Raw genomic sequence first — 17,826 nt, 5'->3', positions numbered from 1 at the left:
GCCGCTCACTCGTCCCTGCGGGCGCCCCGGTTGCCGGGCCGGGAGGCCACCCAGGCCCGCACGGTGTCGGCGTACCAGAACGGCTTGCCGCCCTCGACGTGGTCGGGCGGCGGCAGCAGCCCGTGCTTGCGGTAGGAGCGCACCGTGTCGGGCTGCACCCGGATGTGCGCGGCGATCTCCTTGTAGGACCACAGCCGTCGGTCTGACACGAGTCGCACCTCCCTGCGCGCGCCGCGGGGCGGCCGTGGAGGGCCGTCGGGGGAGCCGGGCGCTGCGCTGGCGATCACAAAGCCTGCGTCCGGTGAACGAGGGGGTCCGAAAGCCGGTCAGGGTCTGTGCGCCAGGCGTGACGCAAGACCCGCGTACTCGCGACATGTGTGACACGAAGGGGGCGTTCGTGACAGAAGTGGTGCACGGGCGTACGCGGGCTTCTGGGCGCGGCGCGTTGACATCGGCGGACGAACCCCCTCGTGACGGCTAGGCCCCGCAGGACCTCAGGAACGCCCGGGTCCGCTGGGCGATGGGCAGCGGCTTGTCCGGCTCGCAGGGGTACATGTCCTGCTCGACGATCGCGAACAGGTCGACGTCCAGCCGCTGCGCCGCCTCCAGCACGGGACCCAGCTCGGGGACCCCGGAGGGCGGCTCGCACATCACGCCCTGGGCGACGGCCGGCCCGAACGGCGTCCCCTTGGCCCGCACGTCCGCCAGGATCTCCGGGTCCACCTGCTTCAGGTGCAGATAGCCGATCCGCTCGCCGTAGGTCTCGATCAGCTTGACGCTGTCGCCGCCGCAGTAGGCGTAGTGCCCGGTGTCCAGGCAGAGCGAGACCAGGGACGAGTCGGTGCCGTCCAGGAAGCGGACGACGTTCTCCTCGCTGTCGATGTGCGTGTCGGCGTGCGGGTGCACGACGATCTGCAGCCCGTACTCCTCCCGCACCCGCTGCCCGAGCCGCTCGGTCAGGGAGGTGAGGTTGCCCCACTGCTCGGGCGTCAGCTCGGAGGACTCCAGCACCTCGCCGGTCTTGTCGTCCCGCCAGAAGGACGGGATCACGACCAGGTGCTTCGCGCCCATGGCCTGCGCGAGGACCGCGTTGTCCGCCACGTGCGCCCAGGTCTTGTCCCAGACGGACTCGCCGTGGTGCAGGCCGGTGAAGACGGTGCCCGCCGAGACCTTCAGCCCCCGCCGGTTCACCTCCTCGGTGAGCACCGCGGGATCGGTCGGCAGGTAGCCGTAAGGGCCCAGCTCGATCCACTCGTAGCCGGACTGGGCGACCTCGTCGAGGAACCGCTGCCAGGGCACCTGCCGGGGGTCGTCGGGGAACCACACACCCCATGAGTCGGGAGCCGACCCGATCCGGATGCGGGACAGTGAGGACTGGGAGGACATCGGCGTCATGCCGGTCAGCTTCAGCGGCACCAGTAAGCGCTGTCAAGCTCTCGTCCGAATGTCTGGACAAAACATTGACAGGGCCGCGCGGACAGGGCTACAAACGGCGGGGAGAGCCGTGACGAAGGGAAGCCGATGGCGTACGACCTGATCACCATGGGGCGGATCGGGGTGGACCTGTATCCACTGCAGACCGGCGTTCCGCTGCCGCAGGTGACGAGCTTCGGCAAGTTCCTCGGCGGCTCGGCGACGAACGTCGCGGTGGCCGCCGCCCGCCTCGGACACCGGACCGCGGTGATCACCCGCACCGGCGACGACCCCTTCGGCACCTACCTCCACGAGGCGCTGCGGGACTTCGGCGTCGACGACCGCTGGGTCACCCCCGTACCGGGCCTGCCCACACCGGTCACCTTCTGCGAGGTCTTCCCGCCCGACGACTTCCCGCTCTACTTCTACCGGCAGCCCAAGGCCCCCGACCTGGAGATCGACGCCCACGACCTCGACCTCGACGCCGTCCGCGAGGCCCGCCTCTTCTGGGTCACCGGCACCGGTCTGAGCGAGGAACCCAGCCGTACGGCGACGCTGGCGGCGCTCGCCCACCGCGCCAAGGCCGGCCCGACCGTCTTCGACCTCGACTGGCGCCCCATGTTCTGGAGCGACCCGGCCTCGGCCCGCCCCTTCTACAAGGAGGCCCTGCGCCACACCACCGTCGCGGTCGGCAACCTCGACGAGGTGGAGGTCGCCACCGGCGTCCGCGAACCCCGGGCGGCCGCCGAGGCGCTGCTGGACGCGGGCGTGGAACTCGCGGTCGTCAAACAGGGCCCCAAGGGCGTCCTCGCCGTCGACAGCAAGGGCGAGTCGGCCGAGGTGCCCCCGCTGCCGGTGAACGTCCTCAACGGCCTCGGCGCCGGCGACGCGTTCGGCGGCTCCCTCTGCGACGGCCTGCTCGCGGGCCGGGACCTGGAGACGATCATGCGCCGCGCCAACGCCGCCGGGGCGATCGTCGCCTCCCGGCTGGAGTGCTCCTCCGCCATGCCGACGGCGGACGAGATCGAGGCCGCCCTCAAGGCCGGAGCGGTCCAGTGAGGGCCGGCCGGGTCGGCGGGACCGAGGGCGAGAGGACGGACAGCGGCGCGAGCGGCGCACCGGCCGTGCGCAGCGTCGACGTCGGCGAGCTGGTCCGGCTGCGGGCCCAGCGCCCCGAGGCGATCGCCGAGGCCGCCGCCCGAAGGGTCCGCCGTCCGCTGCTGAACGACTCCGGCCGGCTGATGATCGTCGCAGCCGACCACCCGGCCCGCGGCGCCCTCGGCGTCGGCGAGCGCGCCTTCGCCATGGCCAACCGCGCCGACCTGCTCGAACGCCTCTGCCTGGCGCTGTCCCGGCCCGGCGTCGACGGCGTCCTCGCGACCGCCGACATCCTCGACGACCTGCTTCTGCTGGGCGCCCTGGACGGCAAGGTCGTCATGGGCTCCATGAACCGCGGCGGACTGCAGGGCGCCAGCTTCGAACTCGACGACCGCTTCACCGGCCACCGCGCCGAGGACATCGAGCGGCTCGGCTTCGACGCGGGCAAGCTGCTGCTGCGCATCGACTACTCCGACCCGGGCTCCCTGACCACCCTGGAGTCCACCGCCCGCGCCATCGACGACATGGCGGCGCGCCGGCTCCCCGTGTTCGTCGAGCCGTTCCTCAGCCGCCGCACGGACGAGGGCCGGCTGCGGAACGACCTGTCCGCCGAGGCGGTCACCCGGTCCATCGCCATCGCCTCCGGGCTCGGCGGCACCTCGGCCTACACCTGGCTGAAACTGCCGGTCACCGAGAACCCCGACGACATGGCCGAGGTCATGCAGACCTCCACCCTCCCGGCCGTGCTGCTGGGCGGGGAGGTCGGCGACGACCAGGACGGCGCGTACGAGAAGTGGCGCGGCGCCCTGCAACTGCCCACCGTGCGCGGCCTGGTGGTCGGCCGCTCACTGCTGTACCCGGCGGACGGCGATGTGGCCGCCGCCGTGGACACCGCCGTAGGACTGCTGTGAGGGCCGCATGAGCAGCAAGGAGCTGTACGTTCCGCGGGGCGCCACCGCCGACGCCGATCACGTGCTCGACATCGGCCCCGAGCGGGCAGGCTGGGAGTACTGCAGTCTGCGGATCGTCGCCCTGCCGCCGGGCGGCACCCACACGTTCACCACCGGTGACAGCGAGTGGATCGTGCTTCCGCTGGAGGGCGGCTGTACCGTGCGAACGGCGGACGAACAGTTCCAACTCCTGGGCAGGGGAAGCGTTTTCGCGTCGGTCACCGACTTCGCGTACGTTCCCCGTGACGCCCGGGTCCAGATCGCCTCCGGCGCGGGAGGCCGCTTCGCCCTGGCAGGAGCGAAGTGCGAGCGACGACTCCCCGCCCGCTACGGCCCCGCGCCGGAGGTCCCCGTCGAACAGCGCGGCAGCGGCGCCCAGTTGCGGCACGTCCGCAACTTCGCCTCCGCCGACGCCTTCGACTGCGACAAGCTCATCGCCGTCGAGGTGATCACCCCCGGCGGCAACTGGTCCTCGTACCCGCCGCACAAGCACGACGAGCACCGGCCGGGCGTCGAGGCGGAGCTGGAGGAGATCTACTACTTCGAGATCGACGGCCCGAACGGTTTCGGCTATCAGCGCGTATCTCCCTCCCGTGAGGGCGGATCCGACGTCCTCGCCGAGGTCCGCTCCGGCGACGCCGTCCTCGTCCCCGACGGATGGCACGGCCCGTCCATCGCCCAGCCCGGCCACGACATGTACTACCTCAACGTCATGGCGGGGCCGGGCGAGACACGGGAGTGGCGGATCTGCTTCCACCCGGACCACACGGAGGGTTACCGATGACTCCGACCACCTCGACGACGAGGCTGACGGTCGCCCAGGCGCTGGTGCGCTTCCTGTCCGCGCAGTACACCCGACGCGACGGCGTACGGCAGCGGCTGATCGGCGCGACCTGGGGCATCTTCGGCCACGGCAACGTGGCCGGCATCGGCCAGGCGCTCGTCGAGTACGCGGACGACATGCCGTACCACCAGGGCCGCAACGAACAGGCCATGGTGCACGCGGCCGTCGGCTACGCCCGGCAGTCGAACCGCCTGTCCACCCACGCGGTGACGACCTCCATCGGCCCTGGCGCCACCAACCTGGTCACCGGCGCCGCCCTGGCCACCATCAACCACCTCCCGGTCCTGCTGCTGCCCGGCGACACCTTCGCCGGCCGCCCCGCCGACCCGGTCCTGCAGCAGCTCGAAGTCCCGTACGCGGGCGATGTGTCGGTCAACGACTGCCTGCGCCCGGTGTCGAGGTACTTCGACCGGATCACCCGCCCCGAGGCGCTGATCCCGTCGGCCCTGAACGCCATGCGCGTGCTGACCGACCCCGTCGAGACCGGCGCCGTCACGCTGGCCCTGCCGCAGGACGTGCAGGCCGAGGCGTACGACTGGCCCGAGGAGTTCTTCGCCGAGCGCACCTGGGTCGTACGGCGTCCGGGCGCCGATCCGACCGAGCTCGCCGAGGCCGTGACCGCGATCAGGAACGCGCGCAGGCCGCTGGTGATCGCCGGCGGCGGCGTCCACCACAGCCGCGCCGAGGCGGCGCTCGCCGAGCTCGCGCAGAGCACCGGCATACCGGTCGCCTCCACCCAGGCCGGCAAGGGCTCCCTGCGCCACGACCACCCCCAGGACGTCGGCGGGGTCGGCCACACCGGCACCGCCACCGCGGACGAACTCGCCCGCACCGCCGACCTGGTGATCGGCGTCGGCACCCGCTACACCGACTTCACCACCGCCTCCGGCACCCTCTTCACCGGTGCGGGCGTGCGCTTCCTGAACGTCAACATCGCGCCCTTCGACGGCCACAAGCTCGCCGGCCTGCCGCTGATCGCGGACGCCCGCTCGGGCCTGCAGGAGCTCACCGAGGCGCTGGGGATGCACGGCCACCGGGTCACCGCCTCCTACCTCGCCGAGTACACCGAGGACAAGGAGCGCTGGGAGCAGCGCGTCGACGCCTGCTACGAGGCCGAGGAGCCGGACGTACGGCCGACCCAGCCGCAGGTGCTGGGCGCGCTGGACGCGGTCGTCGACGAGTCGGACATCGTGATCAACGCGGCCGGCTCCCTCCCCGGCGACCTGCACAAGCTGTGGCGGGCCCGCTCGCGGGACCAGTACCACGTGGAGTACGGCTACTCCTGCATGGGCTACGAGATCCCGGCCGCGATCGGGGTGAAACTGGCGGCGCCCGACCGCCCCGTGTGGGCGCTGGTCGGCGACGGCACCTACCTGATGATGCCGACGGAGGTCGTGACGGCCGTGCAGGAGGGCATCGCGATCAAGGTCGTACTGATCCAGAACCACGGGTACGCCTCCATCGGCGGCCTGTCCGAGTCGGTGGGCGGCGAGCGGTTCGGCACGGCGTACCGCCACCGTTCGCCTGCCGACGGTTCCTTCACGGGCGCCCCGCTGCCCGTCGACCTCGCCGCCAACGCGGCCAGCCTGGGCATGCGCGTGCTGCGCGCCAAGACGGTGAGCGACCTCAGGGACGCGCTCGCCGAGGCCCGGGCCGCCGACACTCCCACATGTGTCTACGTCGAGACCCAAACGGCAGACACAGTGTCGGGCGCGCCTCCGGCGCAGGCCTGGTGGGATGTACCTGTGGCCGAGACCGCGACCAGGCCGTCGGCGGTCAAGGCACGTGAGCTCTACGAACGGCACGTCTCCACCCGACGCCGCCATCTGTGAAGGAGTAACTGGGCATGACGAAGATCGTCAACCACTGGATCGGCGGCAAGACCGCCGAGGGCACGTCGGGGAACTACGGCCCGGTCACCGACCCCGCGACCGGCGCGGTGACGACGAAGGTCGCCTTCGCCTCGGTCGACGAGGTGGACGCGGCGGTCGCCGCCGCCAAGGACGCCTACCTGTCCTGGGGCCAGTCCTCGCTAGCCAGGCGCACCGAGATCCTCTTCCGCTTCCGCGCGCTGCTGGACGCCAACCGGGACGCGATCGCGGAGCTGATCACCGCCGAGCACGGCAAGGTCCACTCCGACGCGCTCGGCGAGGTGGCCCGCGGCCTGGAGATCGTCGACCTCGCGTGCGGCATCAACGTCCAGCTCAAGGGTGAGCTGTCGACGCAGGTCGCCAGCCGCGTGGACGTCTCCTCGATCCGTCAGCCGCTGGGCGTGGTCGCAGGCATCACGCCGTTCAACTTCCCGGCGATGGTGCCGATGTGGATGTTCCCCCTCGCCATCGCCTGCGGCAACACCTTCGTGCTCAAGCCGAGTGAGAAGGACCCCTCGGCCTCCGTCAAGATCGCCGAGCTGCTGGCCGAGGCCGGCCTGCCCGACGGCGTCTTCAACGTCGTCCACGGCGACAAGGTGGCCGTCGACCGCCTCCTGGAGCATCCGGACGTCAAGGCCGTCTCCTTCGTCGGCTCGACCCCCATCGCCCGCTACATCCACACCACCGCCTCCGCCAACGGCAAGCGCGTGCAGGCCCTGGGCGGCGCCAAGAACCACATGCTGGTCCTCCCGGACGCCGACCTCGACGCCGCCGCCGACGCGGCCGTCTCCGCCGCCTACGGCTCCGCGGGCGAGCGCTGCATGGCCATCTCCGCGGTCGTCGCGGTCGGTGCGATCGGCGACGAGCTCGTGGAGAAGATCCGCGAGCGCGCCGAGAAGATCAAGATCGGTCCCGGCAACGACCCGGCCTCCGAGATGGGCCCGCTGATCACCAAGGTCCACCGCGACAAGGTGGCCTCCTACGTCTCCGGCGCCGCCGCCGAGGGCTGCGAGGTCGTCCTGGACGGCACCGGCCACACGGTCGAGGGCTTCGAGGACGGCCACTGGATCGGCATCTCGCTGCTGGACAAGGTGCCCACCTCGGCGAAGGCGTACCAGGACGAGATCTTCGGCCCGGTGCTGTGCGTCCTGCGCGTGGACACCTACGACGAGGGCGTGGCCCTCATCAACGACTCGCCGTTCGGCAACGGCACCGCGATCTTCACCCGGGACGGCGGCGCCGCCCGCCGCTTCCAGCTGGAGATCGAGGCCGGCATGGTCGGCGTGAACGTCCCGATCCCGGTCCCCGTCGGCTACCACTCCTTCGGCGGCTGGAAGGACTCCCTCTTCGGCGACCACCACATCTACGGCAACGACGGCACGCACTTCTACACCCGCGGCAAGGTCGTCACCACCCGCTGGCCCGACCCGGCCGACGCCCCCGCCGGCGTCGACCTCGGCTTCCCGCGCAACCACTGACGCAGGCGCCCGGGGCCGTCCGCACTGCGGACGGCCCCATTTTTTTGTCCGCGCGCGCTGCGGTTCCCGTACGGGCCAAATTCGGTGACCAGTCGGAGCGGACTGATGTATTCGGGTCTTCGAGGGCGATCGATCAACGGATTCCGTAGGTAAACACCTATTGACTCGCTGGTTTTCGTCGGGGTTCCATGCAGCAACCCCAGCCGCCGGAGGAATCCGCGCCAGTCGATCGGAACCGCTTCATGACCGACACGCTCCGCCCTGTCGACACCGCCGTCCCCGAGGCAACGGACGGCCATCCCAAGGCGCTCAAGCGCTCCATCGGGGTCGTCGGCGGAACCCTCCTCACCCTCTCCTGCGTCACCCCGGCCTCCACCCTCTTCGTGGTCGTCCCGGACCTGTTCGGCACCCTCGGCACCGCCACCGCCCTGACGATCGCCATCGGCTCCCTCCTCTGTATCGCCGTGGCGTTCTGCTACTCCGAGCTGGGCACCCTCATCCCCAGCGCGGGCGGCGAGTACGCGATGGTCTCGACGATGGCGGGGCGGCTCGCGGGCTGGCTGGTCTTCGTCCTGTCGCTGCTGGTGGTGATGATCGTCCCGCCGGTGATCGCCATGGGCACGGCCGACTACCTCGCCCCGGTCGTCCACCTCGACCCCTCGATCGCGGGCGCCGGCGTGATGCTGCTGGCCACCCTCGCCGGTCTGCTCGACCTGCGCGCCAACGCCTGGATCACCGGCATCTTCCTGGTCCTGGAGGTCATCGCGGCGGCCGTCGTGGCGATCCTGGGCTTCGCCCACAGCGAGCGCGGCGCGGGCAGCCTGGTGTCGATGCAGGTGGCCGACGCGCACGGGCACACCGACACCGTCACGGCGATGCTGGTCGTCTCGGGCCTCGCCATCGCCCTCTTCGTCACCCAGGGCTTCTCGACCGCGGTCTACCTCTCCGAGGAGCTGGAGCACCCGCGCCGCAACGTCGCCCGTACGGTCCTGGCCACCCTCGCCATCTCGACGGTGATCATCCTGGTCCCGGTCGCGGCGATCACCATGGGCGCCTCGAACATCGCCGAACTGAGCGGCGGCGACATCAGCTCCATGGTCACCGCCTGGTCCAACTCCGCGGTCGGCACCTTCGTCAGCCTCTGCGTGGCCCTCGCGATCATCAACGCGGGCATCGTCATGGTCATCCAGAACTCCCGTGTCCTGTTCGCCTCCGCCCGCGACAAGGCCTGGCCCACCCCGGTCAACACCGCCTTCTCCCGGCTCGGCCGCTTCGGCTCCCCCTGGGTCGCCACCCTCGCCGTCGGCGTCCCCGGCGCCCTGCTCTGCTTCGTCAACCTCGACACCCTGTACGGCGTCACGGGCGTCTCGGTGACCGGCATGTACCTCCTGGTCGCCGTCGCCGCCCTGCTCTCCCGCCGCGGCTCCCACAAGCACACCCCGGCCTGGCGGATGCCCCTGTGGCCCACGATGCCGATCCTGCTGATCGCGGTCCTGGCGTACATCCTGACCCAGCAGGAGACGACTTACCTGCTCTGGACGGGCGGCATCACCGCGGCCGCGACCCTGTACTGGGCCCTGTACCTCCGCCCCCGCAAGGACACGAGGTGGCTGGTATCGATCCCGGAGGACGCCCGGGCATAGCTCTTCCTACCGCTCGGTTGACGCATGGATCTTCGACTGCCCCGCCCGCGAGGGCTGCTGCGGAGGCCCTGACGGCTGCTGGCCGCCGGGGCCGCCGTCGTCGCACTCGCGGGCGCGGGAACGTGGCCGGCTGTCGCCTCGGACGGCAAGCCCCTGGTGGACGAGACCGACCGCAACATGGCCGTCGACGGTGTCCGCGATCGGATGGCGGGGCGTCTGCACTGACCGGTTCCGCCCGACGGCATCGGCATCCTGTTCGCTTCCGCGGCTGTGAAACCGGCCCGCAGCGGGCGCTCGGAAGATGTGCCGCGCGGGCCGGCATCAAGCGGCGGTGCCCGCCTGTGACTCGCCCGTCGCCACTCCTTCGAGCCGCACCGCCACACGGGCCCGTCGACGTCGGCGTCCGCGGATCACCGTGCGCTTCTGGGAGCGGGCACCATCTCGTCGCGACTCACGAGGGGTGGTTTGGCGACACGTTCCCACAGGACCGGAGGCGGAACGCAGATCGAGCGTCGGTGCCGCCCGGTCGGTGAACTCGCGGATACCAGGGCGGTCCATCGCGCGTCCCAGGTGCCCGGGACCATCTGGCCGCGGGCCCGCCACTCCCTGACCAGGGCGGCGTAGATGGGCGGGTCTTCCTGGCCCGCCCGGGGCCGCTCTCGGTACGGCGGCTGTTCTTCCCACTCGAAGAAGAGACATTCGGTGGTGACGGTGTAATCCATGCATCGGCAACGCGCCGTCGTATGCCGGTGATACGCCTGTATACGGGCATCGCCCGTATTGGATGAGATTGCATCCCCCGTTCGGGGCCATGCGGCCATCGGGCAAAGCTCTGCGCCGTGCCGCTCGACGAAGACGGTCAGCGTCATCCCCTCGGCTGGACGAGGCGGCGAGCCGGCAAGGTGGCGGTGGACATCGGGAGGCTGTCGCGCCCGGTGCCGCGCAGGTTTCGCACGTACTGCTGTCGCGGTACGAGAATGCCGCCCAGGCCGTGGACGTGCGGGCTGTCCCGCTGTGCGTCGAGCAGTACACCGCCGGCCTGTGCGAAGCGCGCCGCGAGGTCGGCCACCGCGACCTTCGAGGCATCGGAACGGTGGAAGAACATCGAGTCCATGCTGAAGACCGTCCCGATCTGGATGCCGAAGACGCCGCCGATCAGCTCGCCGTCCTCCCACACCTCGACGCTGTGAGCATGCCCCAGATCGTGCAGGCGGACGAGGCTTTCGATCAGCTCGTCGGTGAGCCACAGGGGGGTGCGGCCGGCCCGGCATTCGCGGACGACCCGCTCGAAGCTCCGGTCCAGGCTGGTCGACCACGGCAGCCGGTTGCGCAGCCGTCGGGCGAGGCTGCGACCGAGGTGAGTGGCCGAGACGGGCAGCAGTGGCCTGGGGTCGGGAGACCACCAGGAGACGGCGTAGGGATCGGCCGAATCCGCCCCCACGAGCCGGATACGGCCCGCCTGGACCTGATCGTCGAACAGCACCTCGTTGAGCGCGCGGGTGTATTCGTCGGCCGCCGGGAACGGGTAGGCCCCGGCGCGGTAGGCCGCCAGGAGGCCGGTGGGACTGAGGTCGGCGGAGAAGGCCACCGGACCGTCGGGTGCTGCTTCCAGCACGTCCAGTGCCTCCCAGTCAGCGCATCGGCTCACCACCGTGGCGCTCCGCGTTCTCGCCTCTGCACCCGCTGGAGGTCGTCGCGTTGGAGGAAGTCGACGTGGCGGTCCAGCATCTCCGCGTCCACCGGAGGAATGTAGATGCCGGCGTCCTTCAGCTCCCGTTCCGCGTTGTCGCGGGTGAACTTCGGGAAGACGTCGTGGAAGTACATCTCGCTCACGGTCATGTCGGCGTGCGCGCAGCGGTCGACGAAGAGCGGGACGAACGCGGTCATCGGGTCGGTGGGGTGCCCCGTCGCGTACCCCACCAGCATGGCGATCCACTCGGCATACGGGATCTCCTGGATCGGGTAACCCCGTCCGCGCAGGCGCTCGGCGAGCGAGGCCAGCAGCGTGGGACGGGGGTTGGTGAGGTGGTAGACCACGCCGCGCGCGGGATGCCGGGTGGAGATGTGTCCGATGGCGCGGGCGAGGCAGTCGGCCGGCAGGAAGTCCAGCGGCAGCTGGATGTCGGGGCACAGCCCGGTTCGCGCGATGAAGTCGATGAGGGCGGCCATCTCGCTTCCGGTGTTCATCACGCCGGTACCGCTGCTGCCCGTGATGTCCATCAAGCGGTAGACGGTGACCGGCAGGCCCGCGTCGGAGGCCTTCTTGAGCAGCACCTCGCCCACCCATTTGGTCTCCACGTATCCCACCGACAGGTACTCCGGGAAGCGCAACGGCGTGCTCTCCGTCACCTCGCGCACCCCAGCCGGCCCGAAGCCGGCGAGCACGGCCATGCTGGAGGTGAAGTGGACGGGGACTGCCCGGCGGGCGGCGAGGCGGATGATCTCGTATGTGCCGTCGACATTGGACGCGCGCAAGTCGTGGTACGGGTAGATGAAGTTGACCTGGCCGCCGAAGTGGTAGACAGCGTCGATGGTCGCTGCCAGCTCCTCGAACCGGTCTGCAGACAGCCCCAGTCGGGGCTTGGCCAGGTCGCCGACGACCGCCTGGACGCGTGGGCTGGACAGGTCGCTGAGGACGTACCGCTGGTGGCTCGCGCGGATCCTCTTCATTCCTTCCTGCTCGTCGGAGGCCCTGACCAGGCAAAGGACCCGTCCCGTCGTCGTGCGCAGCAGTTCGTCGATCATGTAGGCGCCGCAGAACCCCGTCGCCCCCGTGAGGAGCACGTCCCCGGGGTGCTGAGGATGTGGACTCGGCGCGTCGCTGCCGACCGCCGGAACGGGCCGTTCGGTCTCGGCCGCGAAGTCGACACTCCCGCCGTCCGGGTGCGCCAGCGTGCCGGCGCGCGCCTGGCGCACCGACTCGGCGAACGCCGCGAGCATCGGTTGCCGTAGCAGTGACCGGGTCAGGTCGCGGATCTGCGTGACGCCGATTCCGAAGATGACGCGGGTCCGGGCGAGCATCTCCATGGCCAGCAGTGAGTTGCCGCCCAGTTCGAAGAAGTCGTCGTGCGGACGGACGTAGTCCACACCCAGGATCTGACACCACAACTGGGCCATCCCCTGCGGCACCGGACGCTCGCTGGTGTCGGTGTCCGCGGCGGCCGCGGTCGCCGCGGTTCCGGGGTCCGGCACGGCTCGGCGGTCGAGCTTTCCGCTGGGCGCGACGGGCAGCCGTTCCATCAGGCGGAAGGCTGCCGGGATCATGTAACCCGGTAGGACCTCGGCGAGTGCCGACCGCAGCCGTGCGGGCAGCGCCGTCTCGCAGCCGGCCGACGGCGAGGCCGGCGTGTAGTACGCGATGAGCTCCGGCTCGCCGTGCTCGCGCGCCCGGGCCACCACCATCGCCTGGCCGATCTCGGGGCGGGAGACGAGCGCGGCCTCGATCTCGGCCGGGTCGACCCGGAACCCGCGGATCTTCATCTGGTCGTCGACCCGGCCCAGGATTTCCAGGTTGCCGTCCGCGCGCAGGCGGCCCAGGTCCCCGGTCCTGTACATCCGGTCGCCCGGCGCGGAGCCGTGCGGGTCGGGGAGGAACTGCTGTGCGGTCAGGGCGGGTTGCCGCCAGACACCGCGCGCCAGCCCCGGGCCGCCGAGGTAGATCTCGCCGCGCTCGCCCAGGCGCACAGGGTGCAGTTCGGCGTCGAGCAGATGGATGTGAGTCCCCTCCAGGGGCCTGCCGACCGGGGCGACCGCGCTGTCCGGCGCCGCGAGCACCTCCTCGTTCAGTTCGCAGAGCGTGGAGGTGATGGTGGTCTCGGTGAGCCCGTAGGCGTTGACGAGCCGCGCGCCGGGGATCCGGCGCAGAACGGCGCGGCAGTCCTTCGCGGTGACGATCTCGCCGCCGACGATGGCGAGTCTCAGCGACGCGAGGCTCTCGCCACGGTCCGCTACGGAGACGGTCTGCTGCCAGTAGCCGGGGGTGAGGTCGGCGACGCTGATCCCGTACTCCGGGAAGCGGTGCAGCAGTTCGGTGGGCGCCCACGTCTGGGTGCCCGCGAGGACCAGCGTCGCGCCGCTGATGAGCGTGGCGAAGATCTGCTCCAGGGAGGTGTCGAAGCCGAGCGCCGCGGCATGCAGCACCCGGTCGCCGGGCCCCAGTTGGTAGGCCCGGGCCACCGCCGTGAGGGAGTGGGCGAGCGACCGGTGGGTGATCATCACCCCTTTGGGAGGGCCGGTGGATCCGGAGGTGTAGATCACGTAGGCGAGGTCGTCCGGGCGGGAACCATGTGCCCTTCGGGCTCCCCGCGGCGGGGTGCGCGTGGCCGGTTCGCCGGCGGCCCCGGGGTCGAGGATCCGGGCCTCGCAGTCGGCGAACATCGGGGCATGCTCGTGGCTCGAGACGATGAGACGCGAACCGGTCTCCCCTACCAGCCCGACGATCCGTTGCCGCGGAGTCGCCGGGTCGAGGGGCAGGAACGCGCCGCCGGAGCTCAGCACCGCCAGCAGCGCGACGATCAGCTCGGGCACGCGGTCGAGGCACACGGTGACGACGGACTCCGCCTCGACGCCGGACTCCCGCAGTTCGTGGGCCAGTCGGTCGGCGCGGTCGGTCAGTTCGAGGTAGGTCAGCCTCCCCTCGTCCGAGAGCACGGCGAGATCGGACGGGGCCTGTCGCGCCCGCTCCCGGACCAGCTCGGGCACCGTAGCCGGCCCGGATCCCGGGGGCTGCCGCTCGGTGCGGGCGCTTACGGGCCGCATGTCGGTCCACAGGCGCTCGACCAGGCGCGCACACCTCGCGGTGGACGCCGGTCCGGTGAGCTGGCACCATCCGGCCGGGATACGACGCCCGGCGGGCCAGATCGCGTACTGGTCCTCGTCGTTGCGCAGCACGAGGCACAGCTCAGCCAGCTCTGCCGACGGGTCCTCAGGTTTCAACACCTTGCGTCTCCTGCCTCGCGCGGCGTTCTGCTGAGCACGACCCGAACCCCTCGCGGGAGAGGCCCCGCCATCACGGGTTCCGTTCCTCGGGCACCGCAGGCAGCGCGGCCAGGCGGCCGAGCGGCGCTGCGAGGACGAGCCGTTCCGCCTCCTCGGCGCTGATCGGCTCGGCGAACAAGTACCCCTGGCCGAGCGGGCAGCCCATGGAGATCAACAGCTCCTGCTGTCTCACGTTCTCCACTCCTTCGGCGATCACCGTCAGGCCGAGCGAGTCCGCGAGATGCGTGATGCCCTCGACCAGGGCGTAGTGTTCGGGTGAGCGCCCCAGTTCGTCCACGAACGACTTGTCGATCTTGAGGATCGAGATGGGGAACTCACGCAGATAGCTCAGCGACGAGTAGCCGGTCCCGAAGTCGTCGATCGCGATGCGGATCCCGAGGTCGGTGAGCGAACTCATCTCACGCAGAATACGTTCGTCGTTGTACAGCAGCACACTCTCGGTCAGTTCCAATACCAGGGACGACGGTGCGATGCCGGAGAGATCCAGGGCGCGCCGGACCACGTTGTAGAAATCCTGGTCCCGGAACTGACGCGGCGACACATTGACGCTGACGTAGGGTTCCTTGCGGTCGGCTGTCAGTTGGCGTCGCATGGAGCCCCGCCACCGGACAGCCTCGGTCGCAGCCTGATCGAGCACCCAGGCGCCCAGCGGGACGATCTGCCCGCTCTCCTCGGCCAGCGTGATGAACTGCTCCGGCAAGATCATGCCGTGCGGGGAGTGCGGCCAGCGAACGAGCGCCTCGAAGCCGGCGATCCGACCGCTGGTCAGTTCCACGATGGGCTGGTAAAGCACCATGAACGACGTCTCGATCGACGAACTGTCCAGCCCTTCCTGCAACATGGCCCGCTCGGCCATGCCGCTCTGCAGTTCGGGGCGGTAGTGACGCCACTGGCGTTTGCCTGCTGTCTTCGCCGCGTACAGCGCGAGATCGGCGTGGGTGAGCAGTTCGACCGAGTCGACGCTGTCTTCCGTCGTCGCCACGCCGACGCTGGCGTAGGTGCTCACCGGCCCCACGCTGAGCCGGAACGGCTCGACGAACACGGACATCAGGTTTTCGGTGAATCGCTCCACGCCGTCCTTTGCGGCGGAACCCTCCACCAGGAGTGCGAACTCGTCTCCGCCGATGCGCGCGGCGGTGTCGGAGGCACGGACGGCGGTCTGTAGCCGGAGCGACAGCGCGACCAGGAGCTCGTCGCCCACACCATGGCCGTGTATGTCGTTGACGACCTTGAAGTCGTCCACGTCGAGGAAGAGTACGCCGACCACCGTGCCGTCGCGCTGAGCCTGTACCAGGGCGTGGTTGACCCGCTCCTGGAAGAGCACGCGGTTGGCCAGGCCGGTGAGCGAGTCATGGAAGGCCTGATGGGTGAGCTGGCGTTCGAGTTTGCGCTGTTCGGTCACGTCCCGCAGGGTGAGCACCACCCCGCCTACGGTCGCCTCCTCGCGCAGGTCGCTCCACCTCACCTCGACCTCGATGGTCGCCCGGTCGACGCGGATCATGCGCCAGTGCTCGCGCCTGGTCTGGTAGTCGCCGCTGCGTATCCGGCCGAGCGTCTCGACCACCCTGCGGCTGTCCTGCGGCGGCACCAGGCCGATGAGGTGGGTGCCCTCCAGCTCCGGAACGCCGAGCAGCTGGTCGGCGGAGGGACTGGCGTAGCGGATCCGGTCTTCGTCGTCGAGGATCAGGATGACGTCAGAGGCGTTCTGCACCAGCGTGCGGAAGTACGCCTCGCTGTTGCGATGGTTGACCTCGTCGGCGAGGGAGATCCGTGCCACGGCGAGTGCCGCCTGCGCGGCGAGAGTCGCCAGCGTCTCACGGACCATGAGCAGGTTCTGCTCGGGCCCGGCCAGGACGAGCGCCCCGATCAGCGGATCTCCCGAAGGGTGGTCCTGCGAGACGAGCGGGCAGACGAGCGCGGGGACCGTGTGGGGCGGCTCCTCGCCCAGATCCGTGAGGCGGGCGGCGAGATCGGGCCCCACGCCGTCCAGGGCCACCAGGCGGCTCTCGCCGGGCGCGGTCAGTTCGCGTATGGTCGCGGTCACCTGCTCGGACACGGGCCCGGCCGCGCCGCCGTGCTCCCCGTTCACCCAGAGGGCGTCGTCCGGCACGATGAGGAGCGCCGAACGCGGCGGACCGTGCGGCACCAGTTCCGTCACCGCGGAGTGGACGACGGCTGCCACCTCCCCCAGATCGCTCGCGCCGCCCAGCGACGACACCGTGATACGCAGGACCTTCTCCCGGCCGACCGCCTGCCGGTGGGTCGTCGCCACGCCGGCCAGACGGTAGAGCACGAGAAGGAAGAGCACCGCGGAGAACACCCCGATGACGCCGATGTTGGCGCTCCCCTCGCGCACCGCCTCGACCAGGAGGGTGGCCGGCGCGATGAGCGATGCCAGCGTGAGCAGGCTGAGCCGGCCGCCCGCGCCCGTCTCGGCCCGCCATGGCACGAACTGCGTCACCGACCGCATGGAGGGGTGGAGCGCGGCGGCCGCCCAGGCGCCGTACAGGACGACCCAGCCGAGTTCGACCGCGGTACCCGTGCGCCACGTCCCGTGCAGCTGAATCAGGCCGTACAGCACGTCCGCGGTGAGCAGGCCGACGGTGCCCGCGGTCAGGAGCATGAGTGAGGGGCTCTTGCCGCCCCGGCTGGCGAGCAGGCGCAGCAGCATCGCCAGGACGAGGATGTCGCCCAGCGGGTAGGCCATGGAGAACGCCTTCTGCACCCAGGTGAGGCCGGCCGCGTGGGTGTACGGCTCGATGAGGAAGAGCCACGACAGCAGTGCCAGGCCGATGGTCAGCGTCAGCGCGTCGACGAGGCTCCCGCGGTCGCGCCGCCCCGTGCGCCAGTGGACGAAGCCCAGCAGCCCGGCCGCATAGAGCGGATATGCCGCAAGATAGAAGCCGTCGGCGATCGACGGGAATGCGGTCTGTTTGAGCTGGATGAGAATGATCTGGGTGGCCTGGCCCGCGGCGAATGCGAGATTTCCCACGGCGAGCAGCAGCCACGGGAGTCGATGCGCGGGATGGTTGATGGCGATCCCAAGAATAATGCCGATGACACCGGTCGCGCCAATGGCGACGAAGATCATCCGTTGTTCAGGAAATGAGTAGTAGAACGCGGTCAGTGCGACGATGGATGCGTAGACCACGGCCGTCACGGCCTGGCGGCCCAATCGCGGTATCACCCCAACTCACCTCCCTGTAGGGCGACGTGACGGGGCGGACGGAGCTGGGCGAACAGCACCCGGCTGCGACGGAGAAACCCGTGGGACCAGCTGGTAATTGAGAATTCTCCGGGTCCGGGAATCGCTACGCGCCGCCTGCGAAATCGTGGGCGCCTATCGCGGGCGCCGGTTGGTGCGGGCTCCTTCTCGCCGGGACATCGACGTGTCTTCACATCTGCGTGTCTTCCATCAAGCTAACCCGGCTCACCATTTCACGCACTCTCACGCACCTGGACGGCGGATTCCGGGTCGCGTCGCGAGTCACCGCCGCATGCCTGAGGATGGAGGACGCAGAAACCGCACCG

The 17,826-nt window shown here is 70.4% G+C and carries 11 protein-coding genes; 6 read left to right on the top strand and 5 right to left on the bottom strand.

Translation table 11 applies throughout. The features are described from left to right. Nucleotides 1-5 precede the first annotated feature (5 nt). Together LN251_RS08705 and LN251_RS08700 are read right to left on the bottom strand one after the other, a co-directional pair. Nucleotides 6-209: a helix-turn-helix transcriptional regulator gene (locus tag LN251_RS08705; protein ID WP_458243895.1), complete on the bottom strand. Its 204-nt coding sequence runs from the start codon at nt 207-209 to the stop codon at nt 6-8. A 268-nt stretch (nt 210-477) separates the two neighbouring features. Further along, entirely contained in the window at nt 478-1,395 is a 918-nt protein-coding gene (locus LN251_RS08700) for a sugar phosphate isomerase/epimerase family protein (RefSeq protein WP_458243894.1), read from the bottom strand. A 126-nt stretch (nt 1,396-1,521) separates the two neighbouring features. Between LN251_RS08700 and iolC the strand changes: the two genes are divergently transcribed. From iolC to LN251_RS08670, 6 genes are all read left to right on the top strand, one after another. After that, a complete protein-coding gene (gene iolC / locus LN251_RS08695) occupies nt 1,522-2,472 on the top strand; it encodes a 5-dehydro-2-deoxygluconokinase (RefSeq protein ID WP_458243893.1) in 951 nt (316 codons plus the stop codon). A gap of 65 nt (nt 2,473-2,537) precedes the next feature. Further along, on the top strand, nt 2,538-3,422 hold the full coding sequence (locus LN251_RS08690; RefSeq protein WP_058928403.1) for a Cgl0159 family (beta/alpha)8-fold protein: 885 nt from the start codon (nt 2,538-2,540) through the stop codon (nt 3,420-3,422). 7 nt (nt 3,423-3,429) lie between these two features. After that, entirely contained in the window at nt 3,430-4,245 is an 816-nt protein-coding gene (gene iolB / locus LN251_RS08685; protein WP_458243892.1) for a 5-deoxy-glucuronate isomerase, read from the top strand. Beyond that, on the top strand, nt 4,242-6,137 hold the full coding sequence (iolD, locus tag LN251_RS08680) for a 3D-(3,5/4)-trihydroxycyclohexane-1,2-dione acylhydrolase (decyclizing) (RefSeq protein ID WP_458243891.1): 1,896 nt from the start codon (nt 4,242-4,244) through the stop codon (nt 6,135-6,137). The genes iolB and iolD overlap by 4 nt, the downstream gene beginning before the upstream one ends. A 14-nt stretch (nt 6,138-6,151) precedes the next feature. Continuing rightward, a complete protein-coding gene (mmsA, locus tag LN251_RS08675) occupies nt 6,152-7,654 on the top strand; it encodes a CoA-acylating methylmalonate-semialdehyde dehydrogenase (protein ID WP_458243890.1) in 1,503 nt (500 codons plus the stop codon). Nucleotides 7,655-7,896: 242 nt separating this feature from the next. Continuing rightward, entirely contained in the window at nt 7,897-9,297 is a 1,401-nt protein-coding gene (locus LN251_RS08670; RefSeq protein WP_458243889.1) for an APC family permease, read from the top strand. Nucleotides 9,298-10,162: 865 nt separating this feature from the next. Here the strand turns inward: LN251_RS08670 and LN251_RS08665 are convergent. From LN251_RS08665 to LN251_RS08655, 3 genes are all read right to left on the bottom strand, one after another. Next, a complete protein-coding gene (locus LN251_RS08665; protein WP_458243888.1) occupies nt 10,163-10,945 on the bottom strand; it encodes a leucyl/phenylalanyl-tRNA--protein transferase in 783 nt (260 codons plus the stop codon). Next, on the bottom strand, nt 10,942-14,235 hold the full coding sequence (locus LN251_RS08660) for an amino acid adenylation domain-containing protein (protein ID WP_458243887.1): 3,294 nt from the start codon (nt 14,233-14,235) through the stop codon (nt 10,942-10,944). The genes LN251_RS08665 and LN251_RS08660 overlap by 4 nt, the downstream gene beginning before the upstream one ends. A gap of 70 nt (nt 14,236-14,305) precedes the next feature. Beyond that, nucleotides 14,306-17,482: a putative bifunctional diguanylate cyclase/phosphodiesterase gene (locus tag LN251_RS08655; RefSeq protein WP_458243886.1), complete on the bottom strand. Its 3,177-nt coding sequence runs from the start codon at nt 17,480-17,482 to the stop codon at nt 14,306-14,308. Between the last annotated feature and the right edge of the window lie 344 nt (nt 17,483-17,826).

The sequence above is a fragment of the Streptomyces sp. MAI_2237 genome (genome assembly GCF_054189285.1).
This window is presented reverse-complemented; position numbering and strand designations above follow the sequence as displayed.

What these genes read in the sequence shown, in the direction of transcription:
- LN251_RS08700 (WP_458243894.1), bottom strand. Translation starts at nt 1,395, where the DNA reads ATGACGCCGATGTCCTCCCAGTCCTCACTGTCCCGCATCCGGATCGGG.
- iolC (WP_458243893.1), top strand. Translation starts at nt 1,522, where the DNA reads ATGGCGTACGACCTGATCACCATGGGGCGGATCGGGGTGGACCTGTAT.
- iolD (WP_458243891.1), top strand. Translation starts at nt 4,242, where the DNA reads ATGACTCCGACCACCTCGACGACGAGGCTGACGGTCGCCCAGGCGCTG.
- mmsA (WP_458243890.1), top strand. Translation starts at nt 6,152, where the DNA reads ATGACGAAGATCGTCAACCACTGGATCGGCGGCAAGACCGCCGAGGGC.
- LN251_RS08670 (WP_458243889.1), top strand. Translation starts at nt 7,897, where the DNA reads ATGACCGACACGCTCCGCCCTGTCGACACCGCCGTCCCCGAGGCAACG.
- iolB (WP_458243892.1), top strand. Translation starts at nt 3,430, where the DNA reads ATGAGCAGCAAGGAGCTGTACGTTCCGCGGGGCGCCACCGCCGACGCC.